We start from the raw sequence: 25,952 nt of genomic DNA, 5'->3' as shown, positions 1-25,952 counted from the left end.
GCGCGACGAGCGGCTGACGACCGCCGCTGCCCGGTCCTAGCCTGGACAGGTGGACGAGACGGTGCACGAGCAGGTGGACGAGACCGCGGATGAGACGGGGGAGACCGGCCCGTTCTTCCACGGCACCAGGGCGGTGGTCGCCGTCGGCGACCTGCTGCGGCCGGGGTTCCGGTCCAACTACCGCGCCGAGGTGGTGATGAACCACGTCTACTTCACCTCGCGCCTCGAGGGCGCCGGCCTCGCGGCAGAGCTGGCCGTGGCGCTGGCGCCGGAGGGGTCCGGCGCCGAGCCGCACGTCTACGTCGTGGAGCCGACCGGCCCGTGGCACGACGACCCGAACGTCACCGACAAGAAGTTCCCCGGCAACCCCACCCGGTCCTTCCGCAGCGACGCGCCGCTGCGGGTGCTCGGCGAGGTGACCGACTGGCCGCGGCTGGCGCCCGCGGAGCTCCAGGCCTGGCGCGACCGGCTCGCGGCCATGCTCGCCGACGGCGGTGGGGAGATCCTCAACTGACGTCGACCGGAGCGGCGACGTGGTGCCGGCCGATCGGCAGCATGAGCGGCCGGCCGGAGACGGGATCGATGATCACCGAGCAGTCGAGGCCGAAGACCGCGCGGACGGTGTCCTCGGTCAGCACGGCGTGCGGGTCGCCGACCGCGTGGAGCCGGCCGCCGGCGAGGGCGACGAGGTGGTCGGCGTACCGCGCGGCGAGGTTGAGGTCGTGCAGGACCATGACGATCGTCGTCCCGCGGGTGCGGTTGAGGTCGGTGAGCAGGTCGAGCACCTCGACCTGGTGGCTGACGTCGAGGTACGTCGTCGGCTCGTCCAGCAGCAGCACGTCGGTCTGCTGCGCGAGCGCCATCGCGATCCACACCCGCTGCCGCTGACCGCCCGACAGCTCGTCGACGGGCCGGTCGGCCAGCTCGACGGTGTCGGTCGCCTCGAGCGCGGCCGCGACGGCCGCGTCGTCCTCGGCGCTCCAGCGCGACAGCAGCCGCTGGTGGGGGTTGCGGCCGCGGCCCACGAGGTCGCTGACCGTGATGCCCTCCGGCGCGGTGGGGGCCTGGGGGAGCAGGCCGAGCGCGCGGGCCAGCTCCTTGGCGGGCAGCCGGTGCACCTGCTCGCCGTCGAGCAGCACCTGGCCGGTGCGGGGACGCAGCAGGCGGGACATCGAGCGCAGCAGGGTCGACTTGCCGCAGGCGTTGGCGCCGACGATCGCGGTGACCCGGCCGGGCGGCAGCACCAGGTCGAGCGACTCGATGACGGTCCGGTCGCCGTACCCCAGGGAGAGGTCGGCGACGGTGAGCGTGTGGTCGGCGGTCACAGCGAGCCTCCGGCGCGGTTGGTGCGGACGATGAGGTAGACGAGGTACGGCGCGCCGAGCACGCCGGTGACCACGCCGACGGGGTAGCGGTGGTCGAAGAGGTTCTGCCCGGCCAGGTCGGCGACCAGCACGAGCAGCGCGCCGACCAGCGCGGACGGGACGAGCAGTGACGCCCCGGGGCCGACGATGCGCGCGGCGATCGGGCCGGCCAGGAACGCGACGAACGCGATCGGACCGGTCGCCGCGGTCGCGAAGGCCACCAGCCCCACGGCGGCGACGATGACGACGACCCGCGTGCGCTCGACACGTACGCCGAGTGCGGACGCCGCGTCGTCGCCGAGCTGCAGCATGTCGAGGTCGCCGACGCGGGTGAGCAGCAGCGGGCCGAGCACCACCAGCGCCAGCAGCGTCGGCACCACGTCGTCCCAGCCGGCGCTGTTGAGGCTGCCGGTCAGCCAGCGGGTGGCCTCCTGGAGGTCCCAGGCCGCGGCCCGGCTCAGCACGTAGGCGATGACGCTCTCGAGCATGGCCGCGATGCCGATGCCGATGAGGATCAGCCGGGTGCCGGCCACGCCGTCGCGGTAGGCCAGCACGTAGATGAGCAGGGCGACGCCGAGCCCGACGACGATCGCGAGGAACGACACCGCGGCACCCGAGAGCCCGAAGGTCACGATCGCGACCGCGGCCGCGGCGCTGGAGCCGGCGCTGATCCCGATGATGTCGGGGCTGGCCAGCGGGTTGCGCAGCATCGTCTGGAACGTCACGCCGGCCAGGCCGAAGCAGAGCCCGACCAGCAGCGCGAGCACGGCACGGGGCAGCCGCAGTCGACCCACGGTGAACGACGCACCGGGGACGTCCTCGCCGAGCACGACCCGCAGCACGTCGCCGGGCGGGTAGAACGTGCGACCGACCATCAGGCTGGCGGCGAACACGGCGACGACGAGCACCACGAGCACCACGACGACCGCGCGGCGGCGGGCCCGCCGCCGGCCGCGGCCGCGCGCGACCCGCGCGACGGTCTCCGGCGCCGGGCCGGTGGTGAGCGAGGTGGGCGTGGCGGTCACAGGGCACGCACCTTCTGCCGGCGCACGACGTGGATGAAGAACGGTGCGCCCACGAGGGCGGTGATGATGCCGACGTCGATCTCGCTGGGCCGGGCCACGACCCGGCCGAGGACGTCCGCGGCGGTCAGCAGCGCGGCTCCGGCGACGGCGGAGAACGGCAGCAGCCAGCGGTGGTCGACCCCGACGAGCATCCGGCACAGGTGCGGCACCACCAGGCCGACGAAGCCGATCGGGCCGGCGACCGCGGTCGCCGCGCCGCACAGCAGCACCGCGCCGACGGCGGCCAGGCCGCGGGTCAGCGCGACCCGCTCGCCGAGGCCGGCCGCGACGTCGTCACCGAGTGCCAGGGAGTTCAGCCCGCGGGCCGAGGCCAGGCAGACCAGCAGCCCGACGACGAGGAACGGCAGCACCAGCGTGATCGTGTCGAACGACGCGCCGCCCACGCCGCCGACCTGCCAGGACCGGACCCCGCCGGCGATGTCGTTGCGGGGGAGCACCACCGCGGTGATGAACGACGCGAACGCCGCGGAGGTGGCCGTGCCGGCCAGGGCGAGCTTCAGCGGCGTCGCGCCGCCGCGCCCGAGCGACCCCACGGCGTACACGAACACCGCGGCGAGGGAGGCGCCGAGGATCGCCGCCCACACGAAGCTCGACGCGGCGGTGAGGCCGAACCACGCGATGCCGGTGATGACCGCCAGCGAGGCGCCCATGTTGACCCCGAGGATGCCGGGGTCGGCCAGCGGGTTGCGGGTCACGCCCTGCATGACCGCACCGGCCAGGCCGAGCGCGGCACCGACCGCGATGGCGAGCAGGGTCCGCGGGATGCGCTTGGTGACCGCCGCCTCGGCGAGGGTCTCGCTGGAGCCGCCGAGCGCGGCGGTGATGTCGGACCAGCCGACCGGGCGGGAGCCGACGGCCACCGAGAGGACGGCCAAGCCGAGGAGCGCGGCGAGGGCCAGGAGCAGCCAGAGCGCGCGCGACCGCCCCGGGCGTCGTGCGGCGACGACGCCCGGGGCGGGCACGGGTGGGGCGGCGAGGGTCACGCCGCGGTCACACGGTCGGTCACTCGACGCCGGCGGCCTTCGCGAGCATGTCGACGTAGTCCTCGAGGACGTAGGAGATCGACAGCGGCGTGGGGTTCGCAGCGGTGCCCAGCGGGGTGTTGGGCAGCAGCACGATCGCGTCGTCCTGCACCGCCGGCATCTTCGAGAGCAGCGGGTCGCCCTGCAGCGCGTCGACCAGCTCCTGGTCGCCGTAGGTCACGATGACCTCGACGTCGTCGAGCTTGTCGACCTGCTCGGCGCTGAGTGTGCCGGAGAACTGGCCGGCCTCCTGCGAGGCCTCCTCGATGCTGGCCGGCGTGGCCAGGCCGAGGTCGGTGAAGAACTTCGCCCGGGTGTCCAGGGTCGTGTAGTAGCTGACCTCGCTGAGGTCGCCGGTGTCGACGTGGGTGAGGAACATCGTCTTCTTGCCGGCCAGGCCGGGGTGGGCGTCGACGGCCTCGGTGATCTCGCCCTCGAGCTCGGCGACGAGCTCCTCGCCCTCCTCGGCCATGCCCATGGCCTCGCTGCTCTGCAGGATCATGTCGCGCCACTCGGTCGACCACGGGGCCTCGGGGTAGGCCACGGTCGGGGCGATCTCGCTGAGGGTGTCGTAGTCCTCCTGGGTGAGGCCGGAGTACGACGCCAGGATCACGTCGGGCTCAGTGTCGGCCACGGCCTCGAAGTCGATGCCGTCGGTCTCGTCGAAGAGCACCGGGGTCTCCGCGCCCAGCTCCTCGAGCTCGTCGCTGACCCAGGGGAGCAGGCCGTCGCCGTCGTCGTCGCCGAAGTTGGCGGCGGCCATGCCGACCGGGACGACGCCGAGGGCCAGCGGGACCTCGTGGTTGGCCCACGCGACGGTGGCGACGCGCTCGGGCTTCTCCTCGATGGTCGTGGTGCCGAGGGCGTGCTCGATCGTGATGGGGAACTCGGCCGAGGACGAGCCGGTGCTCGTCGTGTCGTCGGCAGCGGCGGCGGCGTCGTCCTCCGACGAGCCGCAGGCGCTGAGGACGAGCGCGGCGGCTCCGAGGGAGACGGTGAGGAGGCGCAGGGAACGCACGGTGGTCCTTTCGGGCAGGGGCGCCGGCGGCGCCCGTGTCTGGTCGGGACGACGGCGATCCGCGTCCTGACCAGAGGTGAGGCTAACCTAAGTCCAGGTAGTCCTGTCGAGGAGGTCTGGTGCACGGAGAAGTGGTGTCGGCCACGTGGGTGACCCCCGCGATGGTCCGGGTGGTGCTCGGTGGCGAGGGGCTGGCGGGGTTCGAGGTGCCGGACTGCACCGATGCCTACGTCAACCTGGCGATCGCGCCCGAGGGTGCGCCGTACGGCCCGGTCTTCGAGCCGAAGCAGGTGCGCGAAGAGCACGGCGCCCAGTGGGCTCCGGCGCGCCGGCGCTACACCGTGCGGGCCTGGGACGGTGAGCGGCTGACCATCGACTTCGTCGTCCACGGCGACACCGGCGCCGCCGGTCGGTGGGCGTCCTCGGCGGCGCCCGGCGACGTGCTGGTGCTGGAGGGCCCCGGAGCGGGCTACAAGCCCGACCCGGCCGCCGACTGGCACCTCCTGGTCGGCGACGAGTCGGCGCTGCCGGCCATCGCCGCCTCCCTCGAGGCGCTGCCCGCCGGCGCGCGGGCGGTGGTGCGGCTGGTCTGCGACGACGCCGAGCACGAGCTGCCGCTCAGCACGGCGGGCGACCTCGACCTGCGCTGGCTGCACCGCGCCGGCGACGACGACCCGGCGACGCTGCTGCTCCGGTCGCTGCAGGAGCTCGACGCCCCGGCCGGCCGGGCGCACGCCTTCGTGCACGGCGAGGCGGAGGAGGTGCGCGGCATCCGCAAGCACCTGCTCCTCGACCGCGGGATGGGTCGTGCGGACATGTCGTGCTCGCCCTACTGGCGGCGCACGATGACCGACGAGGCCTGGCGCGCGGTCAAGGGCGACTTCGTCGCCGCCATGGAGGCCGACGTCCCGGCCGCCTGACGACGGGCGGCCGGCCGGGGCCTCACCCGGCGGCGACGGCCCGCCGGTCCAGCAGCGCCCAGAGCCGCAGCACGAGGGCGAGCACGGCCAGCACGCACAGGCCGACGCCCGCCCCCGCGAGCAACGGAGCCGTGGTGTCGCTCAGCGGGCCGCCACCACCCAGCAGCCGCCGTGCGGCCACGGCGGTGGCGACGAGGACGACGACGACGGCGAGCGCGATCGAAGCCTGGCGGCCCACCACGCGCCAGCGCTCGCGGCTGCTGCGGCCGCGGGCGGTGAGGTAGAGCTCGCGCAGCGGCATGAGCAGCGCGAGCAGCACGTAGAGCAGACCGCCGAGGCCCGTCCCGGGGAGTCCGGCGGTCACTCAGTGGCCCTTCTCGTAGACGAGCAGCGGCTTGCGGAGCACGACCTCGCTCCACAGCGCACGGACCATGAAGACGCCGTTGACGATGCGGAGCACGAGGAACGACGGCACGGACGCGAGCGCCCTGCCGACCTCCCCGCGGCGGCGGGCGGCGACCAGCACCGGCACGAGGATCGCCGGCACGTCGACGACGTACACCGCGAGCACCCAGGGGCTGAGCACCACGGCCAGCACCGGCAGCACGAGCAGGTAGACCAGGGACGCGACGACCGCGTCGACCATGGCCACGCCGACGGCGGTGCTCAGGAACGGCAGGGGGAGGATGCCGCGCCAGTGCAGCCGGACGTTCTGCACGAAGCCGTGCGACCAGCGCCGCAGCTGCTTGCTCATGAAGTCCAGGTCGTGCGGCTCGATCGGGTAGCAGACGGCCTCGGGCACGAACCGCACGCGGTGGCCGCGCTGGAAGAACGTCCAGGTGAGGTCCATGTCCTCGGCCCGGGTGCGCTCGGACCAGCCGCCGGCGTCGCGCAGCACGTCGGTGCGGTACGCCGAGAAGCAGCCGGACGCGATGAGCGGCGCGCCGTAGTGGTCCTGGGTGGGCTTGTAGAAGGTGAACGACAGCAGGTACTCGACGTACCGCCCGCGCTCCCAGATCGACCGCACGTGGCGGGGCACCACGAAGCCGCACGCGGCCGCGACCTGGTCGTCCGCCTCGAGCGGCGCGAGCAGCACCTCGATCGCGTCGGGCGCGAGGGTGGTGTCGGCGTCGATCGCCATCGTGTACGCCGTGTCGACCAGGCCGAGGGCGAGGTTCTGCGCGCCCGCCTTCGAGCCGGTGTTGTGGTCGGGCCGCAGCACCTCCGCGCCGGCGGCCCGGGCGGCCTCGCCGGTGCCGTCGGTCGAGCAGTCGTCGACCACGATGACGCGAGCCGGCGGGGTCGATTGGCCCAGCACGCTGCGGACGGTGTCGGCGATCGACGCCGCCTCGTCGTAGGCCGGGATGATCACCGTGAGGTCGTCGGCCGGGACCAGCGCGCGACGGTGCCGGCCCGGCCGCTGCTCGGGCCGGTCACGTCGCACGAGGGTGCGTCCTGCGGCGTCGACGTCCGGGTGGACGGTGGTCGTCACGGCTGCTCCTGCTCCTGCGTCGTGCCGGCTGCTGCGCCGCGGGGGAGTCGGCGCAGGGGCACGCACGACGCGCACCCGAGCACTACCTGTCGCGGGCGGCCGCTGCCGTTACACGGCCGTGGCCGGGCTCCCTGACGGGCGGGCGTCGGGCCCGTCGGTCAACGCGAGGGGGCGGGAACCGGGGCCGCGGGCAGCAGGCCCTCGCGGCGGGCGACCAGCACGGCGGCGGCGATCGTGAGCGCCACGGCCAGGCCGTTGAGGGTCGGCAGCGAGACCGTCTTGACGAGCACGAAGGTCTCCAGCGACCGGGACTCCAGCAGCCACAGGGTGCCCAGCGCCTTCGCCGCCGCCAGGGTCCCCCACAACAGCGTGAGCCGGGAGAAGAGCCGGCGGACGCCCGGGCGGAGCGCCAGGTCGTCGTCGAGCGGGTAGAAGTCGCCGGCCAGTCGCGCGACGACCGGCCGGGCGGTCGCGAGGGAGAGCAGGAAGAGCGCCGCGATGAGGCCGTCGGTGACGATCGGCTGGAGGAAGTAGAGGTAGGTGCTGTCGAAGACGACCGACACCGCGGTGCGCGCCGTCATCACGGCGGCGGTGAGGAGGAGCAGCCCCGACGCGCGGCGGCCGGTGCTGGCGCGCCAGGCGATCGCGCCGTAGGACCACGCCAGGGCGGCGCCCATCGCGACCCACACGTCGCCGATGCGGAAGCACACGTAGAACAGCACCGCGGGCACCACGCACGCGACCAGCAGGTTGACCCCCACCCGACGCACGACAGCCCCCAGGCGCGGGCGATCCGGGGCGCACGCGTCCGGGTCGGCACCGAACTCGGCCAGCGGGGCGGGCGCGGGGTGCGACAGCGGCATGGGCGGCCCTTCAGGCCGGTGGGCCGTGTCGTGGGGGTGCTGCGCGGGGGCACGTGGAGCGGTGCGGTGCTCGCCCGGTGGTCCCAGCGTAGGTGGCCGCCGGGCGTCCCGGGCCGGAACCGGAACTCAGGTCGACACCCAGGTCGACAGCCAGGTCGACAGCCGCTCGCGGTCAGATGGGCAGGGTCAGGGTGAAGACGCTGCCACGGCCGAGCTCGCTCTCCACCGTGATCGTGCCACCGTGCGCGTGCGCGATGGAGCTGGCGACCTCGAGGCCGAGGCCGGTGCCGGGGATGTGCTTCTCGACCGCGGCACCCCCGCGGAAGAAGCGGTCGAAGACGTCGCACAGCTCGTTCGGTGCGATGCCGATCCCGGTGTCGGCGACCCGCAGCTCGACGGCGCCGGCGACCCGGCGCAGCACGACCCGGACCGAGCCGCCCGCCTCGGTGTACTTCACGGCGTTGGAGAGCAGGTTGTCGACGACCTGGCGCACCCGCTGCTCGTCCACCCGGGCCACGAGGCCGTCGGGCAGGTCGGCGGCGAGGGACACCCCGGCGGCCTCGGCGGCGGGGCACGCGCTGTCCACGGCCTCGGCCACGACCATGGCCAGGTCGACCTCGAGGCGGTGCATCTCCAGCCCCACCTCGCCGGCCTGCGCGACCAGCAGCAGGTCCGAGACCAGCGTGCGGAGCCGGTCGGCGTTGCGGCGTACGACGTGCAGGCGCTGCACGACGTCGGCGGGGAGGTCCTCCTCGCAGAGCATCTCCAGGTGGCCGAGGACGGCGGTGAGCGGCGTCCGCAGCTCGTGGGAGACCGAGGAGACGAACTGGTCCTTGACCTCCAGGGCGCGGAGCAGGTCGGTGATCTCCTGGTAGGCCAGGACGGCCCCGAGCCGCCGGCCGGAGGGGGAGCGCACCTGGCGCGCGGTGGTGGTGAACGCCGCCCGGGTCAGCGGGTCGTCGCCGGCCCAGTAGCGGTAGTCGGTGAACTCCTCGCCCCGGGCGGCGCGGTAGGACGGCATCTCCTCGCGGGTGAGCAGCGTGCGCCCGTCGAGGCGGTAGACGTGGCCGAGCTGGCCGGCCGCGCCGGCGTGCCCGTCGGGGAAGGGGAGGTTCATCGTCTCGCGGTGCTTGCGGTTCATCCGCACGTAGCGGCCCTCGTCGTCGAGGATGAGCAGGCCGACCCCGACGGTCTCGAAGACCGTGTCGAGGGACTGCCGCTCGCGCTCGATCTCGGCGTTGGCGGCCGCGAGCCGCTGCTCGGCGTGGTGCTGCTCGGAGATGTCGAGGATCTGGGCGAGGACGTGGTGCAGCCGGCCCGCGTCGTCGCGCACGACGCCGACCGACAGGTCCGCCCACATCGGGCGGCCGTCGGCGCGGAGGTACCGCTTGCGCAGCCGGTAGGAGTCGAGCTCGCCCGCGAGGGCCTGCTGGAAGTAGCGGGTGTCCTCGGCGAGGTCCTCGTCGTGGGTGACCTCGGCGAAGTGCAGGCCGACCACCTCGTCGGCGTCGCGCCCGAGCATCTCCGCGAAGGCGGGGTTGACCAGCGTCACGCGTCCCGCGAGGTCGACCAGGGCCATGCCGACCGGGGAGTGCTGCAGGGTCAGCTGCCACAGGGCGGCGGCGTCGGCCGCGGGGCCGCCGTCGGCGGGCGCGTCCATCAGCACCTCCTTGCCGGTCCCTCGTCGAGGTGTGGTGGCCCTCACCGTAGGGGACCTGCGGGCCGCTCGGGGCCGAACCGCGCAGTCGCGTCGGTTCGCCGCCAGGGGTGCCGGACGGTCATACTCGACGACGACCATGACTGCAGCAGACACGCGCCCCGGACCGACGACCCCGCTCTCGGTGGCGCTGCTGACCCTCGGGTGCGCGCGCAACGAAGTCGACTCCGAGGAGCTGGCCGGCCGGCTCGAGGCCGACGGCTTCCGCCTCGTCGAGGACCCCGCCGAGGCCGACACGGTCGTGGTCAACACCTGCGGCTTCGTCGAGAGCGCCAAGAAGGACTCCGTCGACACGCTGCTGGAGGCCGCCGACCTCAAGCCGTCGGCCGGTGGCAGCGGCCGGGCGCAGGCCGTGGTCGCGGTCGGCTGCATGGCCGAGCGGTATGGCAAGGACCTGGCCGAGTCGCTGCCCGAGGCCGACGCCGTGCTCGGCTTCGACGACTACCCCGACATCGCCGCCCGGCTGCGCTCGATCGTGGCGGGGGAGACCCACCATCCGCACACCCCGCAGGACCGCCGCCGGCTGCTCCCGATCTCCCCGGTCGAGCGCGCCGCGTCGACGCTGGCCGTGCCCGGCCACGGGTCGTCGGTCGCCCCCGCGCCCACCGGCGAGATCGGCCTGGGTGCGCCGGCCACCGGCCCCCGCGCCGTACGCCGCCGGCTCGACGGTGGCCCTACCGCGCCGCTGAAGCTGGCGTCGGGCTGCGACCGGCGCTGCTCGTTCTGCGCGATCCCCGCCTTCCGCGGCTCCTTCGTCAGCCGGCGCCCCAGCGACGTGCTGCAGGAGGCGCAGTGGCTGGCCACCCAGGACGTGCGCGAGCTGTTCCTGGTCAGCGAGAACTCCACGTCCTACGGCAAGGACCTCGGCGACCTGCGGCTGCTGGAGACGATGCTCCCCGAGCTCGCCGCCATCGACGGCATCCAGCGGGTGCGGGTCTCCTACCTCCAGCCCGCCGAGACCCGGCCGGGCCTGGTCGAGGCGATCGCGACGACCCCGGGCGTCGTGCCCTACTTCGACCTCAGCTTCCAGCACGCGAGCGCGTCGGTGCTGCGCCGGATGCGCCGGTTCGGCGACCCGGAGAGCTTCCTCGGGCTGCTCGAGCAGGTGCGCGGCCACGCCCCGCAGGCCGGCGTGCGCTGCAACGTGATCGTCGGCTTCCCCGGCGAGACCGAGGAGGACCTGCAGACGCTGTGCGACTTCCTCGTCGCCGCGCGGCTCGACGTCACCGGCGTGTTCGGCTACTCCGACGAGGACGGCACCGAGGCGGCGTCGTACGACGGCAAGCTGGACGAGGACGAGGTCCGCGCCCGCGCCGAGCACGTGACCTCCCTGGTCGAGGAGCTCACCGCCCAGCGGGCGCTCGAGCGGCTCGGCGAGACCGTCGAGGTGCTGGTCGAGTCGGTCACCGACGAGGACGGCGAGCCCGCGATCGAGGGCCGCGCGGCCCACCAGGGCCCGGAGGTGGACGGGTCGACGTACCTCGTCGGCTGCCGGGCGGAGGTCGGCGACCTCGTCACCGCGGTCGTGGTCGACGCCGAGGGGGCCGACCTGTACGCCGAGCCGATCGTGCAGGAGGCGCACGCATGAGCGAGACCCAGCCGCAGGTGTCGAACCTCAACCTGCCCAACGTGCTCACCACGTTGCGCATCGCGATGGTGCCCTTCTTCGGCTGGGCGCTGCTGGTGGACGGCGGCGACTCGATCCTGTGGCGCTGCGTGGCCTACACGCTGTTCGTCGTCGCGATGATCACCGACAAGATCGACGGCGACATCGCGCGGGCCCGCAACCTGGTCACCGACTTCGGCAAGATCGCCGACCCGATCGCGGACAAGGCGATCACCGGCATGGCCTTCATCGGGCTGTCGGTGACAGGCGACATCTGGTGGTGGGTGACGATCGTCGTGCTCGCCCGCGAGTGGAGCGTGACGCTCCTGCGGCTCTCCATCGCCAAGCGGATCGTCATCGCCGCCGCCGACCTCGGCAAGCTCAAGACGACCGTGCAGGCGCTCGCCCTCGGCGGCCTCGTGCTGCCGCTGCGCGACCCCGACCTCCCCGGCGCGCTCGAGGCGCCCGGCGAGGTGCTGTTCTACCTCTTCCAGGCCTGCCTCGTCGTCGCCGTCGCGCTGACGCTGTGGTCGGGCTACGAGTTCTTCCGCGACACCTGGAAGCAGCGCCGCGCGCTCGGCGCCGGCTCCCGCTGAGCCATTCCGCCTCCGCCAATTCGTCACCAGATCGTCACCTTCGGGGTGGATCGAGGACGTCCGGCGTCGTACTAGGGTGACGGCGGCCTCATCGGCCGCCCGCCCCTCGTGCCGGAAGGTTTCCGCTTGCTCGCGCTCGTCTCGGGACGTCGTCTGTCGACGACGATGGCGTGCGCCGCTGCCTGCATCCGGGGCCGTCATCGGGCACGCGCCCGTCACCCCCACCAGGAGTTCCTCCACATGCCTGCCACCCCCAAGCGGTTCGTCGCCCCCCTCGGGCTCGCCGTCGCCGCCACCACGCTGGTCCTCGTGCCGGCGCCCGCCCACGCCGCCACGGTCGACATCACCCTGCTGAACATCAACGACTTCCACGGCCGCATCGACGCGAACACCACCAAGTTCGCCACCACCGTCGAGCAGATCCGGGCCGAGGCCGGGGACGACAACACCCTGCTGCTCTCCGCCGGCGACAACATCGGCGCCTCGCTGTTCGCCTCGTCGAACGCCCAGGACAAGCCCACGATCGACGTGCTCAACGCGCTCGACCTGGCCGGCTCCGCCGTCGGCAACCACGAGTTCGACCGCGGCTTCGCCGACCTCGAGGGCCGCGTCCAGGACGCCGCCGACTTCGACTACCTCGGTGCCAACGTCTACAACAAGGGCACCACCGAGCCGGCCCTCGACGAGTACGCCACCTACGAGGTCGGCGGCGTGACCGTGGGCGTCATCGGCGTCATCACCGAGGAGACCCCGACGCTGGTCAGCCCCGCGGGCATCACCTCGATCTCCTTCGGCGACCCGGTCGAGGCGGTCAACCGCGTCGCGGCCCAGCTCTCCGACGGCAACGACGCCAACGGCGAGGCCGACGTGCTGGTCGCGGAGTTCCACGAGGGCGCCGGCGCCGGCACCCCCGACGGCTCCACGCTGGAGGAGGAGGTCGCCGGCGGCGGCGTCTTCGCCGAGATCGTCGAGGACACCGCTCCCGAGGTCGACGTGATCTTCACCGGCCACACCCACAAGCAGTACGCCTGGACGGCCGGCGAGCGCCCGGTCGTGCAGACGGGGTCGTACGGCGAGAACATCGGCCGCGTCGACCTCACCGTCGACGACGCCACCGGCGAGGTCACCGCGTCCGTCGTCGAGAACGTCGCGCGCGTCGCCGAGGCCGACCTGACCCTGCCGCGCGTCGCCGCGGTCGACGAGATCACCCAGGCGGCCCTGGACGCGGCCGACGAGGTCGGCAGCAAGCCGGTCGCCAAGATCACCGGCGACATCACCACGGCGTTCAAGGACGGCAAGCGCGACGACCGCGCCTCGGAGTCCACCCTCGGTGGCCTGGTGGCCAACGCGCTGCGCGACGGCCTCGCCGAGATCGGCCAGCCCGACCTCGGCCTGACCAACTCCGGCGGCCTGCGCGCCGAGCTGCTCTTCGAGGGCGACACCACCGACAACCCGGCCAACACCGACGGCGTCGTCACCTTCGCCGAGGCCAACGCGGTGCTGCCGTTCAACAACACCGTCGCGCTGGTCGAGATGACCGGTGCCTCGATCAAGAAGGTCCTCGAGCAGCAGTGGCAGACCGACGCCGAGGGCAACGTCCCCTCGCGTCCGTACCTGCAGCTGGCGATGTCCGACAACGTGCGGGTGACCGCCGACCCGACCAAGGACGCGGGGGAGCGGATCACCTCGGTCCGCATCGACGGCGTGCTGCTCGACCCGGCGAAGACCTACACGGTCTCGACCCTGTCGTTCCTCGCCGCCGGCGGTGACAACTTCCGTGCCTTCACCGAGGGCCGCTCCACCGACACCGGCCTGCTCGACGCCGAGCTGTGGCGCGACTACCTCGCCGGCAACGACCCGATCTCCCCGGACTTCGCCCGTCAGCAGGTCCAGGCCTCGGGCCTGCCGACCTCGGTCTCCGCGGGTGACGAGGTCGCCTTCTCCCTCGCCAACCTCGACCTGACCTCGCTCGGCTCGCCGGTCAACACCTCGGTCGCCGTCTCGCTGGTCCAGGGCAGCAAGTCGGTCGGCGTGGGCAGCTTCCCGGTCACCGACGGTGCCGCCGACGTCTCCTTCAAGGCCCCGGCGAACCTGTCGGGCGCCTGGGACGTCTCGGTCGTCGCGAAGCCGTCCGGCACCGTCGTCGGCGCCCCCGCGCCGAAGGCCGTCGCCGAGGTGAAGGCCACCAAGAAGGGCAAGGCCAAGGTCGGCAAGAAGGTCGTCCTCAAGATCGCGGTCGAGGCCGGCGACGCCGCGGCCACCGGCACGGTCAAGGTCTTCCGCTCCGGCAAGGTCACCACCGTCGAGCTCAACGCCAAGGGCAAGGCCACCGTCCGCCTCCAGGCCTACGGCAAGCCGGGCCAGAAGAAGGTCCGCGTGAAGTACCTCGGCAACGAGGGCACCAAGTCCGACACCCAGGTCCTGAAGTTCTGGGTCGCCAAGAAGAAGTGATCCACCCGCGGGGCCTGCCGATCCGGCAGGCCCCGCGGTCCCTCCCCGCAGCATCCCCCGCAGCACCCCCCGCAGCACCCCCCCACCCCCCTCTCTCGGAGGTCTCGCCATGCCCGCACCCGGGCGTTCCCCCCGCAGGCTCCTCGCCTCGCTCTCCGGCCTCGCCGTCACGGCCGCCGGTCTCTCCCTCGTCGCGCTCCCCGCGCACGCCGTCAGCTCCGGCCTCGTCATCAGCGAGGTGTACGGCGGCGGCGGCAACGCCGGCGCGACGTACCGCTCGGACTTCATCGAGCTGCACAACCCCACCGGCTCGGCCATCTCGGTCGACGGCTGGTCGGTGCAGTACCGCGCGAGCGGCAACAGCGCTGCCGCCAGCGGGGTCACGCCGCTGACCGGCACCGTGCCTGCGGGCGGTTACTACCTCGTGCAGCAGGCGAGCGGCACCGGCGGGACCGTCGACCTGCCGACCCCCAACGCCACCGGTGGCATCGCGATGTCCGGCTCGGCGTTCACCGTGTGGCTCTCCGACGGCACGACGCCTCTCAACCCGCCGGTCGGCTCGGCCACGTCCGTCTCCGGCGTCGTCGACCTCGTCGGCGTCAACAGCAACACCTTTGAGACCACCAAGACCGGGGGCACCGCCAACGCCACCTCGGCCTCCCGCACCGCCCCCGACGGCGACGTCAACGCGGCCGAGTTCACCATCGGCACGCCCAACCCCCAGAGCACTGCCACGACCCCCGAGGAGCCGGAGGAGCCCGAGGAGCCGACCGCCCCGCAGGCGGCGACCATCGCGGAGGTCCAGGGCACCGGCGCCGTCAGCCCGCTGGCCGGCTCGACCGTCGTCACCACCGGCGTCGTCACCGCCGCGTGGCCGACCGGCGGGCTCAGCGGCTTCTACCTGCAGACCCCGGGCGACCCCGCCACCCCGGCCGCCTCGGACGCGGTCTTCGTCTACACCCCTGGTCTCGCGGCCGACGGCTACCCGGCGGTCGGCGAGTCGGTCGAGGTCACCGGCGCGGTCACCGAGTTCAACGGCCTGACCGAGATCACCGCCGACGCCGCCGGCCTGCGCGAGGTCGCCGACCTCGGCACGGTCGTCCCGCTGCCCGCGGTCCCCGGCACCGACTGCGCCCTGCCCGGCACCGACTGCCCGACCGGGGCCGAGCTCGACGCGCTGCGCGAGGCCCACGAGGGCGAGGCGGTCCTGCCGACCGGCCCGATCACCGTCACCGACACCTACGACGGCTCGGCCTACAACGGCGGCAGCGCCTCGTCCGGCTTCTTCGGGGAGATCGGCCTCGCGGTCGACGACCAGCCCCTTGTCACCCCGACCGAGGTCGTCGACGCACAGGACACCGCAGGCGTCGCCGCCCGCGCGGCGTACAACAACGCCCACCGGGTGATCCTCGACGACGGGTCGAGCCTCAACTACGCCAGCAACGCCAACAAGGGCCTGCCGCTGCCGTACTACACCGCCGAGCACACCGTGCGGGTGGGCGCTGCGGTGACCTTCACCGAGCCGGTCGTCCTCGACTACCGCTTCGGCTGGAAGCTGCAGCCGACCGAGCAGGTCGTGGGCGTGCCCGAGGGCATCTCCTTCGAGCAGGACCGCCCGGCCCTGCCCGAGGACGTCGGCGGCGACGTGAAGCTCGCGACGTTCAACGTGCTGAACTACTTCACGACGCTCGGCACCGACGTCGCCGGCTGCTCGTCGTACAACGACCGCGCCGGCAACCCGATCACCGTGAACTCCTGCTCGGGCAACGGCCCCCGCGGGGCTTGGGACGCCGCCAGCTTCGAGCGGCAGCAGGCCAAGATCGTCGACGCCATCACCAAGCTCGACGCCGACGTCGTCTCGCTCGAGGAGATCGAGAACTCCCTCGTCGTCGACGGCCACGACCGCGACGAGGCCGTCGCCGCGCTGGTCGAGGCGCTGAACGCCGACGCCGGCGCGACCCGCTGGGACTACGTCCGCTCGCCGGCCGAGGTCCCTGCCGACGAGGACGTCATCCGCACGGCGTTCATCTACGACCCGGCCACGGTGCGGCCGGTCGGTGCGTCGCAGATCTTCGACGACCCGGCCTTCGCCAACGCCCGCCAGCCCTTCGCGCAGGTGTTCACCGGCGTCGACGGTGACGACTCGGACGGCTTCGCGGTGGTCGCGAACCACTTCAAGTCCAAGGGCTCCGGCACCCCGGACCCCTTCGGCCAGGGCAACGCCAACGACAGCCGCGTCGCCCAGGCGCAGGCGCTCGTCGGCTTCGCGGACACCTTCGCCGCTGCGCGCGGTGTCGAGAAGATCTTCCTCGCCGGTGACTTCAACGCCTACAGCGAGGAGGACCCGGTCCAGCTCATCGAGGCCGCCGGCTACACCAGCCTGGAGTCGACGAGCGACCCCGACGAGGAGAGCTACAACTTCGACGGCGCGGTCGGCTCGCTCGACCACGTGTTCGCCAACGCTGCCGCCCGCGGTGTCGTGACCGGCGTCGACGTGTGGAACATCAACGCCGAGGAGTCGGTGTACTACGAGTACAGCCGCTTCAACTCCAACGTCACCGACCTCTACACCGTCGACCCGTTCCGCTCCTCCGACCACAACCCGGAGATCGTCGGCATCGACCTGCCCGACGCCGGCGCCAAGCTCGTCTCCAAGGTCAAGGCCAAGCACGCGCCGAACCAGGTGTACGTCGGCGAGGCCGACACCACCCTGGACGTCGAGGTCCGCACCAACGGACACCGCGCCACGCCCACCGGCACGGTGCAGGTCCTCCTCGAGGGTCGCGTGCTCGCCACCGGCCGGCTGGTCGACGGCGAGGTCACGCTGACCCTGCCGGCGTTCACCGAGGTCGGCCGCGCCGTCCTCGACGTCGTCTACAGCGGCAGCAGCACCGTCGCCGGCGACAGCGTCGAGCACGGGATCAACGTCAAGAAGCTCAAGAAGAAGTAGCCCGCAACCACACCTGCAGCACCTCCGACGGGGGTCGGCCCACCCGGGCCGGCCCCCGTCGGCGTACGTCCGGGTCCGGGGTCACCGCTCCCGGGCGTCGACCACCGCGCAGTGGCGCGGTTCCAGCGCCCGACCGGCCGCGCGGACCGCTGCAACCGCGCGATTGAACGATCGTCGACCTCGGCACGGTCGGACCGACAGATCCGTCGGTCAGGCCACCGGCTCAGGTCGCCGCCGGAGCCGCCCGCCTGTCGGCCTCGGCGAGGACGAGGGCCGCCTGGACGAGGGTGAGGTGGGAGAAGGCCTGGGGGAAGTTGCCGGTCATCCGGGAGGCGACGGGGTCGTACTCCTCCGAGAGCAGGCCGACGTCGTTGGCCAGCGAGGCGAGGTGGTCGAGCAGGGCGCGGGCGTCGTCGCGGCGGCCGGCGAGGGCGTAGGCGGAGACCAGCCAGAAGGAGCAGGCGAGGAAGGGGTGCTCGTCGCCGGTGAGGCCGTCGACGCCGGTCTCGGTGCGGTAGCGGAGCACCAGCCGGTCGCGGACCAGCTCGCGCTCGACCGCCTGGATGGTGCCGAGGATGCGCGGGTCGTCGCCGGGCAGGAAGCCCACGAGCGGCAGCACCAGCAGCGAGGCGTCGACCTCGTCGGTGTCGTAGTGCTGGGTGAAGGTCTGCTTGGCCTCGTTCCAGCCGCGGGCGAGCACCTCGGCGTGCACCTCGTCGCGGATGCGGCGCCACTCCTCGACCGGGCCGTCGAGGCCGTGCTCCTCGACCGCCCGCACGGCCCGGTCGAAGGCGACCCACACCATCGCCTTGGAGTGGGTGAAGTGGCGCGGCTCGCCGCGGATCTCCCAGATGCCGTGGTCCGGCTCGCGCCAGTGGTGCGCGAGGTCCGAGACGAGCGATCGCTGGAGCGCCCACGCGTCGGGGTCGGCGTGGCCGCGGGCGGTGCGGACCCGCTCGAGCGCGTCCATCACCTCGCCGAGCACGTCGTGCTGCTGCTGCACGGCGGCACCGTTGCCGATCCGCACCGGCAGCGAGCCCTCGTAGCCGGGCAGGTGCGGCAGCTCGTGCTCGGGCAGGCGCCGCGCGCCGTCGACGGCGTACATGATCTGCAGGTCCTCGGGGTCACCGGCGACCGAGCGGAGCAACCAGGCGCGCCACAGCATCGCCTCCTCGAGGTAGCCCGCGTCGATGAGCGAGGTGATCGTCAGCGCGGCGTCGCGCAGCCAGCAGAACCGGTAGTCCCAGTTGCGCTCGCCGCCGATCTCCTCGGGCAGCGAGGTGGTCGGGGCCGCGACGATCCCTCCGGTCGCCTCGTGGGTCATGAGCCGCAGGGTGAGCAGGGACCGCTGGACCAGGTCGGCGTGCGGCACGTCCTGCCGGCACACCGCCGCCCACTCCTCGTCGGCCGCGATGCTCGCCCCGACCCGGTCGCCGAGGTCGTGGAGGTCGTCGAGCGGGACGTGCGAGGGCAGCCAGGTCATCGTGAACACCAGGTCGTCCCCGGCGGCCACGTCGAAGGCGTCGTTGTGGCTGTGGTCGACCGCCCGGGGGAGCCGGGGACCGCTCAGCACGACCTGGTCCGGCCCGGCGATCGCGACGATCACCTCCTCGCCGCGGACGTGGTGGCGGCGCACCCACGGGTGCACGGCGCCGTAGTCGAACCGGATCTTCCACTCGTGGCGCATCCGCACCGTGCCGGAGACCCCGGTGATGCGGCGTACGACGTCGGCGCGGTCGTCGCCGGGCGGCATGTGGTCGGTCAGCCGCACGACGCCGTCGGCGGTCGTGAACGTCGTCTCGAGCACCGACGAGGCACCGAGGTAGCGCCGCTCGGTCGCGTAGACCCCGTCCGGCACGAGCTGCCAGTGCCCGTGGTCGGAGGTGCCGAGCAGCGCGGCCAGGCAGGCGGAGGAGTCGAAGCGGGGGAGGCACAACCAGTCGATCGAGCCGTCGGTGCCGACGAGCGCCGCGGTGTGGCGGTCGCCGATGAGCGCGTAGTCCTCGATCGGCAGGGCCATGCCGCGAGGCTAGCGGGGGCGCCGGCACCCGCCCCGGGCGGCGGGTGGTGCGCGCGCGGTCACCGCGGTGGTCCTAGCATCGGGCGCGTGATCGACGTCGCCGCCCGCGTCCACCTGACCCTGCGTGCCGGAGGGCACACGATCTCCTCCGCCGAGTCGCTGACCGGCGGCCGGCTGGCGGTGAAGCTGACCGAGACGCCGGGCGCCTCCGAGACCTTCCTCGGCGGGGTCGTCACCTACGCCACCGAGCTCAAGCACAACCTGCTCGAGGTGTCGCAGGACGTCATCGACGAGCACGGCGTGGTCTCCGCGGAGTGCGCGAAGGCGATGGCGGTCGGCGTGCGCAAGATGACCGGCGCGACGTACGGCGTGTCGACGACCGGCGTGGCCGGCCCCGGCGAGCAGGAGGGCAAGCCGGCGGGCACCGTGTTCGTCGGGCTGTCGGGCCCGGGACTGCTGAAGGCGATCGAGCTCGAGCTCGGCGGCGACCGCGGGACGATCCAGGAGCTCACCGTCCAGCAGGCACTGTCGGCGCTCGAGGACATGCTGGGCACGGAAGAAATCGCGATCGGGTAGCGTTGACCAACCGACCAGGAAGGGGATCCCGCATGGTGCTGTTTCGTCGGCAGCTCGGCGATGTGCTCCGCGAGCGCAGGATGCAGCGCGGGATGACCCTGCGGCAGGTCTCGGCCGAGGCTCGGGTCAGCCTCGGCTACATCTCCGAGATCGAGCGCGGCCAGAAGGAAGCCTCCTCCGAGCTCCTCGCCTCCCTGTGCAGCGCGCTCGACGTGCCGCTCAGCGACGTGCTGCGCGAGGTCTCCCACGCGGTCGCCGTCGAGGAAGCCGCCCTGGCTCCGATCCCGATCACCGTCAGCACCAAGGTCGCGGCCCACCGCGGCGCCGGCGAGGTCGTCGCCTCCGCAGCCTGAGCCCAACCGGCCGTTCGGACGGCCGACTCAGGCGGTCGGTGCAGCCGGCTGGCACGACGGGCACCAGTACGCCGCGCGCTCACGCCCGGCCGGCCCGGTCATCGCCACCGCTATCGGCGTCCGGCACCGGCGGCACGGCGACTTGTCGCGCCGGTAGACCCACATCCGCTCCCGCTCGCGCAGGTCTCCGGTCGTGGACTGGACCGCTCGCTCCTTGTTGAGCTCGAGCATCTGCTTGCCGCGCCGCACGAGCCGCACCAGGTTCCCCACCGACGCGACCGGGTCGCGGGGGTCGACGCCGGAGACGAAGCAGAGCTCGGCCATGTACATGTTGCCGATGCCGGCCAGGTTCCGTTGGTCCAGCAGCGCCTCGCCCACCGGCCGCTCGGGCTCGACGCGCAGCCGCCGCAGCGCCTCCTCCTCGTCCCAGTCAGGGCCGAGCAGGTCGGGGCCGAGGTGGCCGACGACCGAGTCCTCCTCGGCGGTGGGCAGCAGCTCGACGATGCCCAGGGTGAAGCCGACGGCGACACGGTCGTCGGTGGTGAGCACCACCCGCGCCTGGTGGGCAGGGCGCTTCCACGGCTCGCCCGGCCGGTGCACCCGCCACGCGCCCTCCATCTTCAGGTGGGTGTGCAGGGTCCAGGCGCCCTGGTCGCCGTCGATGCGGGTCAGGATGTGCTTGCCGCGCGAGAGCGACCGCACGACGGTCGAGCCGGACAGGTCGGCCGTCGCGTGCTGCGGCACCCGGAAGTCCGTGCGCTCGAGCACGTGGCCCGACAGGGTGCGGTCCAGCAGCCGCGCGGCGCGGTAGACGGTGTCGCCCTCAGGCACCGGCGCCTCGCAGCCGGAGGCCCTTGGGCGTGGAGACGAAGCCGGCCGCGGTGAGCGCCTCGCGCAGCGGCGTCGAGCCGGAGCCGAGCAGCTGCTCGCCGTCGGCGCGCTCGACGGTCAGCCGGCCCAGCGAGCCGCGGCGGGCGGCCTCGGCGAGCGCCTGGGCCGCGGGGGTCAGCCGCTCCTCCTCGTCGGACCAGGTGAGCAGGGTGCGGCCGCCGCGCTCGACGTACATCGTCAGCACCCCGTCGACCAGCACCACCATGGCGCCGGCCTTGCGGCCGGGGCGGTGGCCGGCGGCGGGCTTGCCGTCCGCTGCGTCGCTGTCGACGACCCGCTCGGGCCAGGGGAGCGCAGCACCGTAGGGGTTCGCCGGGTCCGTGGCGGCCAGGGCGACCGCGACCGGCTTGGCGTCGGGGGCGACCTCGGAGAAGGTGCGCAGCCGGTCGATGGCCCCCGACGTGCCGAACTGCGCGGCACCCAGCCCGTCGACGAAGTAGCCGCGTCGGCAGCGCCCGGAGTCCTCGAAGACCGACAACACCTTGTACGCCGCCGCGAACCCGCCCGGGAGCCGCTCGCTCACGACGGCCCCGCGGATCACCACACCGTGCCGGTCCAGCAGCCGCTCGGCGGTCGCGTGCGCGCGCCGGGTGGGATCGTCGTCGATCTCGGGCAGCACGGCCCACCGCCCGGCCGTCTCGGGCGGGCCGGTCCGGGCGGGCATTCGGCCGCGGGTGGTCTGGCTCATCCGCACCCGGGGCGCGGCGCGCTTGGTGCGGTGGCTGGCCGACCCGGTCCGCACGAGGGCGCGCAGCGGGGTGAGCGTGTCGTTGCTGATCCGCCCCGCCCAGACCAGGTCCCACAGCGCGGCCGAGACCGCGGGGTCGGGCGTGGCGCCGACGACGCCGGTGACGGTGTCGGCGAGCTGGCGGAAGAAGTAGGCGCCGCCGGGAGCGAGCGCGTCGAGGATCGCCTGGTGCAGCTCGGACTGCTCGAAGGGCTCGTGCTCGGGCAGCGTCAGGTGGGCGGAGTCGGCGAGGTGGAGCGAGACCCAGCCGTCGGAGCCGGGCAGCGCGCCGTGGCCGGCCCAGACGACCTCGCCGGAGGCGGTCAGCTCGTCGAGGTAGGACGACTCGTAGTCCCGCACGCGTGCGGAGAGCACGAGCGGCTCGAGCGCCGAGGCCGGCACCGGGCAGCCGGCGAGCTGGTCGACGACGGTCAGCACGCCGTCGACGCCGCGCGGGCCCCGGCCCGACCCGGTGTCGACGTGCTGCCAGGCGGTGAGGAAGCGACCCAGCGCGGCCGGCTCGACCGGCTCGACCTCCTTGCGCAGCCGCGCCAGCGAGCGACGGCGCAGCCGGCGCAGCACCTCGGCGTCGCACCACTCCGACCCGGAGCCGGAAGGACGGAACTCGCCGTCGAGGACGCGCCCCTGCCCGGCGAGCCGCTGGAGCGTGTGCCGGACGACGGCCTGGCCGAGGCCGAGCCGGTCGGCGCACTGCTCGGTGGTGAAGGGCCCGTGGGTCCGGGCGTAGCGGGAGACCAGGTCGGCCAGCGGGTCCTCGACGGGCTCGGTGAAGACCGACGGGGTGCCGGGTGGGACGGCGACCCCCAGCCCGTCGCGCAGCCGGCCGATGTCCTCGATCGACGTCCAGCGCTCCTCGCCGGCCATCCGCACCTCGGCCACCCGCCGGGTGTCGGCCAGCGACCGCAGCCAGGCGGCGGCGTCCGCGCCCTCGACGCTGCGGAGCGCGACCTCCTCGGTGGTCAGCGGGCCGAGCCCGCGGAGCAGGTCCGCCACCCCCTCGGCGTCGCGGGCGCGACGGTCGGGGTGCAGCCGCTGGACCTCGGCCTCGACCTCGGCCAGCACGTCGGGGTCGAGCAGCTCGCGCAGCTCGGCGCGCCCGAGGAGCTCGGCGAGCAGCCCCTGGTCGAGCGAGAGGGCCGCGGCCCGCCGCTCGGCGATCGGGGAGTCGCCCTCGTACATGAACTGCGCGACGTACCCGAAGAGCAAGCTGCGCGCGAACGGCGACGGGGCGTGGGTGGGGACGTCGACGACCTGGACCTCGCGGCGGTCGACGCTGCGCATCAGCGCGACGAGCGAGGGGAGGTCGTAGACGTCCTGGAGGCACTCGCGGACGGCCTCGAGCACGATGGGGAAGGACGGGTACTTCGAAGCGACCTCGAGCAGGGCCGCCGAGCGCTGCCGCTGCTGCCACAGCGGGGAGCGGCGGCCCGGGTCGCGGCGGGGGAGCAGCAGCGCCCGCGCCGCGCACTCGCGGAAGCGCGAGGCGAACAGCGCCGACCCGCCGACCTCGGTCGTGACGAGGTCCTCGACCTCCTCGGCCTCGAAGACCACCACGTCGCCGCCGGGCGGCTCCGCGTCGGTGTCGGGGATGCGGATGACGATGCCGTCGTCGGAGGCGACCGCCTGGCCGTCGACGCCGTAGCGCTCGCGCAGCCGGGCGTTGATCGCCAGCGCCCACGGGGCGTGCACGGGGGTACCGAACGGGGAGTGCAGCACCAGGCGCCAGTCGCCGAGCTCGTCGCGGAACCGCTCCACCACGAGGGTGCGGTCGCTGGGCAGCACGTTCGTCGCCTCGAGCTGCTCGTGCAGGTAGGTGACGAGGTTGCCGGCGGCGTACTCGTCCAGGCCGCGCTCGCGCGCGAGCTCCTGGGCCTTCGCCGGCGGCACCGCGCCCAGCTCGCGGGTGAAGGCGCCGATGGCGGCGCCGAGCTCCGCGGGACGACCGGGGGCGTCGCCCTTCCAGAAGGGCAGCCGGCCCGGGATGCCCGGGGCGGGGGTCACCAGCACGCGGTCGTGGGTGATGTCCTCGATCCGCCAGCTCGTCGCGCCCAGCGCGAAGATGTCGCCGACCCGCGACTCGTAGACCATCTCCTCGTCGAGCTCGCCGACCCGCTTGCCGGGGCCCTCGCCGCCGACGAGGAAGACGCCGAAGAGACCGCGGTCGGGGATGGTGCCGCCGCTGGTCACGGCCAGCCGCTGCGCGCCCGGCCGGCCGGTCAGGGTGCCGTTGACGCGGTCCCACACGATGCGCGGGCGGAGCTCGGCGAACTCGTCGGAGGGGTAGCGGCCGGCGAGCAGGTCCAGCACGGCGTCGTACGCCGACCGCGGCAGCTGGGCGAACGGCGCGGTGCGGCGCACCAGCTCGAAGAGGTCGTCGGCCTGCCACGGCTCCATCGCGGTGACGGCGACGACCTGCTGGGCCAGCACGTCGAGGGGGTTGGTCGGCACCCGCAGCGACTCGATCGCACCCGAGCGCATCCGCTCCACCGCCACGGCGGTCTGGGCGAGGTCGCCCCGGTGCTTGGGGAAGAGCACGCCGCGGGAGACCTCGCCGACCTGGTGGCCGGCGCGGCCGACGCGCTGCAGGGCACTGGCGACGCTCGGTGGCGACTCGATCTGGACGACGAGGTCGACCGCGCCCATGTCGATGCCGAGCTCGAGGCTGCTGGTGGCCACCACGGCCGGGATGCGCCCGCGCTTGAGGTCGTCCTCGATGAGCGCGCGCTGGTCCTTCGACACCGAGCCGTGGTGGGCCTTGGCGACGATCGTGGCGTAGGGGTCGTCGGCCGAGACCGGGCGCGAGGAGCCGGACTGGGCCATCACCTGGGCGGGCGGCCCGGTCGGGCCGCCGCCGGTCTGTCGCTCGAGCGCCTCGGGCGGCGGCGCGGCCCGCTCGGTGGCGATCTCGTTGAGGCGGGCGGTCAGCCGCTCGGCCAGCCGGCGGGAGTTGGCGAAGACGATCGTCGAGCGGTGCTGCTCGATGAGGTCGACGACGCGCTCCTCGAGGTGCGGCCAGATCGACTGCGCGCGAGCAGGATCCTCGGAGTCCTCGTCGTACCCCTCCGGCGCCGTCATGTCCTCGACCGGGACGACGACCTTCAGGTCCCACTCCTTCGAGGCCGGCGGCGCCACGATCTCGACCGGCGCGCTGCCGCCGAGGAACCGGGCCACCTCCTCCAGCGGTCGCACCGTCGCGGAGAGCCCGATGCGCTGGGCCGGCCGCTCGAGCAGCGCGTCGAGCCGCTCGAAGGTCAGCGCGAGGTGCGCGCCGCGCTTGGTGCCGGCGACCGCGTGCACCTCGTCGAGGATCACCGTCTCGACGCCGCGCAGCGACTCGCGCGCCTGCGAGGTGAGCATCAGGAACAACGACTCCGGCGTCGTGATCATGATGTCCGGCGGATGGGTGACCAGCTTGCGCCGGTCCGCCGCCGGGGTGTCGCCGGAGCGCACGCCCACGGTCACCTCGGGCACCTGCGTGCCGAGCCGGTCGGCGGTCTGGCGGATGCCGGTCAGCGGGGTGCGCAGGTTGCGCTCGACGTCGACGGCGAGGGCCTTGAGCGGGGAGACGTAGAGGACGCGGCACCGCTTCTGCTTGTCCTCGGGCCGCGGCTCGGTCAGCAGCCGGTCCAACGACCACAGGAACGCCGACAGCGTCTTGCCGGACCCGGTCGGTGCCACGACCAGCGCGTGGCGGCCCGCGCCGATCGCCTCCCACGCGCCCGCCTGCGCGGGTGTGGGGGCCGCGAAGGCAGCACCGAACCACGTGCGGGTCGCGTCGCTGAACCGCGCCAGCGGGTCGGTGGTGTCGGTCGGGTCGGGCACGTGGTCCATCCTCGCTCAGGGCACCGACAGTGCTCCTCGTCGAGCGGTCGGGGGCGCCGCAGGGCGCTTGTGCGGACCGTTGCCCGGGTACGTTCGCGAGCATGAGCCAGGAGCACCAGCACGACGAGACCGACCAGACCCGCATCGACCGCCGCGCCGAGCTCCTGCCCGAGGAGGAGACCGCCGGCAGCGCCGATCCCGAGGCCCAGGCCGAGGCGATCCTCGAGGAGTCCGACGAGCGCACCCAGGACCCCGAGGGCACCCAGGAGGCCTCCGAGCAGACCGGCCCCCGCACCTCCGAGCAGGCCAGCCACACGCCCACCGGCGCCTGATCTCCTCCGGCTGGTCGAGGAAGGCGCGCAGCGCCTGTCTCGAGACCCGCCGGCCCGGCGTGCCCCGCCTGCGTGACTGCTGTCACCACACGCCGTTGTACGACGCGTGACAAGACGTCTGGCGAG

General features: G+C 73.6%; 20 protein-coding genes. 9 read left to right on the top strand and 11 right to left on the bottom strand.

The annotated features are described in order from the left end of the window. The first annotated feature begins 73 nt into the window (after positions 1-73). Positions 74-514 carry an NAD(+)--rifampin ADP-ribosyltransferase gene (gene arr / locus QWY29_RS10045; protein ID WP_439117419.1) on the top strand — a complete coding sequence of 147 codons (441 nt, stop codon included), beginning with the start codon at positions 74-76 and terminating at the stop codon, positions 512-514. Here arr and QWY29_RS10040 read toward each other — a convergent pair. The 4 genes from QWY29_RS10040 to QWY29_RS10025 are packed head-to-tail and all read right to left on the bottom strand — an operon-like array spanning position 507 to position 4,489. After that, complete coding sequence (locus QWY29_RS10040) at positions 507-1,325, bottom strand: ABC transporter ATP-binding protein (RefSeq protein WP_300960589.1); 819 nt, start codon at positions 1,323-1,325, stop codon at positions 507-509. The genes arr and QWY29_RS10040 overlap by 8 nt on opposite strands. Then, on the bottom strand, positions 1,322-2,389 hold the full coding sequence (locus QWY29_RS10035) for a FecCD family ABC transporter permease (RefSeq protein WP_300960588.1): 1,068 nt from the start codon (positions 2,387-2,389) through the stop codon (positions 1,322-1,324). Before QWY29_RS10035 ends, QWY29_RS10040 begins: the two co-directional genes overlap by 4 nt. Continuing rightward, complete coding sequence (locus QWY29_RS10030) at positions 2,386-3,432, bottom strand: FecCD family ABC transporter permease (RefSeq protein ID WP_300960587.1); 1,047 nt, start codon at positions 3,430-3,432, stop codon at positions 2,386-2,388. Before QWY29_RS10030 ends, QWY29_RS10035 begins: the two co-directional genes overlap by 4 nt. Positions 3,433-3,451: 19 nt before the next feature. Beyond that, entirely contained in the window at positions 3,452-4,489 is a 1,038-nt protein-coding gene (locus QWY29_RS10025) for an iron-siderophore ABC transporter substrate-binding protein (protein WP_300960586.1), read from the bottom strand. Positions 4,490-4,608: 119 nt separating this feature from the next. Between QWY29_RS10025 and QWY29_RS10020 the strand changes: the two genes are divergently transcribed. Beyond that, positions 4,609-5,409: a siderophore-interacting protein gene (locus QWY29_RS10020; protein ID WP_300960585.1), complete on the top strand. Its 801-nt coding sequence runs from the start codon at positions 4,609-4,611 to the stop codon at positions 5,407-5,409. Between the two features lie 22 nt (positions 5,410-5,431). Here QWY29_RS10020 and QWY29_RS10015 read toward each other — a convergent pair whose 3' ends face one another. From QWY29_RS10015 to QWY29_RS10000, 4 genes are all read right to left on the bottom strand, one after another. Then, positions 5,432-5,773, bottom strand: coding sequence for a hypothetical protein (locus tag QWY29_RS10015; protein WP_300960584.1), 342 nt, complete (start codon positions 5,771-5,773; stop codon positions 5,432-5,434). After that, positions 5,774-6,901: a glycosyltransferase family 2 protein gene (locus QWY29_RS10010; protein ID WP_300960583.1), complete on the bottom strand. Its 1,128-nt coding sequence runs from the start codon at positions 6,899-6,901 to the stop codon at positions 5,774-5,776. It lies immediately after the preceding gene. A 158-nt stretch (positions 6,902-7,059) separates the two neighbouring features. Continuing rightward, positions 7,060-7,764 carry a VC0807 family protein gene (locus QWY29_RS10005; RefSeq protein ID WP_300960582.1) on the bottom strand — a complete coding sequence of 235 codons (705 nt, stop codon included), beginning with the start codon at positions 7,762-7,764 and terminating at the stop codon, positions 7,060-7,062. Between the two features lie 172 nt (positions 7,765-7,936). Continuing rightward, complete coding sequence (locus QWY29_RS10000) at positions 7,937-9,424, bottom strand: sensor histidine kinase (RefSeq protein ID WP_300960581.1); 1,488 nt, start codon at positions 9,422-9,424, stop codon at positions 7,937-7,939. Positions 9,425-9,560: 136 nt separating this feature from the next. Between QWY29_RS10000 and rimO the strand changes: the two genes are divergently transcribed. The 4 genes from rimO (at position 9,561) to QWY29_RS09980 (ending at position 17,084) form a co-directional block, all read left to right on the top strand. After that, the gene (gene rimO / locus QWY29_RS09995; RefSeq protein ID WP_300960580.1) at positions 9,561-11,069 is read left to right on the top strand and encodes a 30S ribosomal protein S12 methylthiotransferase RimO; all 1,509 of its coding nucleotides are present in this window, start codon (positions 9,561-9,563) and stop codon (positions 11,067-11,069) included. Beyond that, positions 11,066-11,683 (top strand): CDP-diacylglycerol--glycerol-3-phosphate 3-phosphatidyltransferase, encoded by a 618-nt coding sequence (gene pgsA / locus QWY29_RS09990; RefSeq protein WP_300960579.1) that lies wholly within the window; start codon positions 11,066-11,068, stop codon positions 11,681-11,683. Before rimO ends, pgsA begins: the two co-directional genes overlap by 4 nt. Positions 11,684-11,923: 240 nt before the next feature. Continuing rightward, positions 11,924-14,134: a bifunctional metallophosphatase/5'-nucleotidase gene (locus QWY29_RS09985; protein WP_300960578.1), complete on the top strand. Its 2,211-nt coding sequence runs from the start codon at positions 11,924-11,926 to the stop codon at positions 14,132-14,134. A gap of 109 nt (positions 14,135-14,243) precedes the next feature. After that, positions 14,244-17,084, top strand: coding sequence for an ExeM/NucH family extracellular endonuclease (locus QWY29_RS09980; protein ID WP_300960577.1), 2,841 nt, complete (start codon positions 14,244-14,246; stop codon positions 17,082-17,084). A gap of 223 nt (positions 17,085-17,307) precedes the next feature. On the opposite strand, the gene QWY29_RS09975 is transcribed toward QWY29_RS09980, so the two are convergent. Continuing rightward, entirely contained in the window at positions 17,308-19,104 is a 1,797-nt protein-coding gene (locus QWY29_RS09975; protein WP_300960576.1) for a glycoside hydrolase family 15 protein, read from the bottom strand. A gap of 87 nt (positions 19,105-19,191) precedes the next feature. Between QWY29_RS09975 and QWY29_RS09970 the strand changes: the two genes are divergently transcribed. Next, entirely contained in the window at positions 19,192-19,680 is a 489-nt protein-coding gene (locus QWY29_RS09970) for a CinA family protein (RefSeq protein WP_300960575.1), read from the top strand. Positions 19,681-19,712: 32 nt separating this feature from the next. Continuing rightward, on the top strand, positions 19,713-20,033 hold the full coding sequence (locus QWY29_RS09965; RefSeq protein WP_300960574.1) for a helix-turn-helix domain-containing protein: 321 nt from the start codon (positions 19,713-19,715) through the stop codon (positions 20,031-20,033). A gap of 27 nt (positions 20,034-20,060) precedes the next feature. On the opposite strand, the gene QWY29_RS09960 is transcribed toward QWY29_RS09965, so the two are convergent. Continuing rightward, entirely contained in the window at positions 20,061-20,864 is an 804-nt protein-coding gene (locus QWY29_RS09960) for a DNA-formamidopyrimidine glycosylase family protein (protein ID WP_300960573.1), read from the bottom strand. Next, complete coding sequence (locus QWY29_RS09955; RefSeq protein WP_300960572.1) at positions 20,857-25,494, bottom strand: ATP-dependent helicase; 4,638 nt, start codon at positions 25,492-25,494, stop codon at positions 20,857-20,859. The genes QWY29_RS09960 and QWY29_RS09955 overlap by 8 nt, the downstream gene beginning before the upstream one ends. A gap of 101 nt (positions 25,495-25,595) precedes the next feature. On the opposite strand from QWY29_RS09955, the gene QWY29_RS09950 reads away from it, so the two are divergent. Beyond that, entirely contained in the window at positions 25,596-25,826 is a 231-nt protein-coding gene (locus QWY29_RS09950; RefSeq protein ID WP_300960571.1) for a hypothetical protein, read from the top strand. Positions 25,827-25,952: the final 126 nt, after the last annotated feature.

It is taken from the genome of Nocardioides abyssi (assembly GCF_030412915.1).
GTDB classification, from domain to species: domain Bacteria; phylum Actinomycetota; class Actinomycetes; order Propionibacteriales; family Nocardioidaceae; genus Nocardioides; species Nocardioides abyssi.
This window is presented reverse-complemented; position numbering and strand designations above follow the sequence as displayed.

What these genes read in the sequence shown, in the direction of transcription:
- QWY29_RS10005 (WP_300960582.1), bottom strand. Translation starts at nt 7,764, where the DNA reads ATGCCGCTGTCGCACCCCGCGCCCGCCCCGCTGGCCGAGTTCGGTGCC.
- QWY29_RS09965 (WP_300960574.1), top strand. Translation starts at nt 19,713, where the DNA reads ATGGTGCTGTTTCGTCGGCAGCTCGGCGATGTGCTCCGCGAGCGCAGG.
- QWY29_RS09975 (WP_300960576.1), bottom strand. Translation starts at nt 19,104, where the DNA reads ATGGCCCTGCCGATCGAGGACTACGCGCTCATCGGCGACCGCCACACC.
- rimO (WP_300960580.1), top strand. Translation starts at nt 9,561, where the DNA reads ATGACTGCAGCAGACACGCGCCCCGGACCGACGACCCCGCTCTCGGTG.
- QWY29_RS09950 (WP_300960571.1), top strand. Translation starts at nt 25,596, where the DNA reads ATGAGCCAGGAGCACCAGCACGACGAGACCGACCAGACCCGCATCGAC.
- pgsA (WP_300960579.1), top strand. Translation starts at nt 11,066, where the DNA reads ATGAGCGAGACCCAGCCGCAGGTGTCGAACCTCAACCTGCCCAACGTG.
- QWY29_RS10000 (WP_300960581.1), bottom strand. Translation starts at nt 9,424, where the DNA reads ATGGACGCGCCCGCCGACGGCGGCCCCGCGGCCGACGCCGCCGCCCTG.
- QWY29_RS09980 (WP_300960577.1), top strand. Translation starts at nt 14,244, where the DNA reads ATGCCCGCACCCGGGCGTTCCCCCCGCAGGCTCCTCGCCTCGCTCTCC.
- QWY29_RS09985 (WP_300960578.1), top strand. Translation starts at nt 11,924, where the DNA reads ATGCCTGCCACCCCCAAGCGGTTCGTCGCCCCCCTCGGGCTCGCCGTC.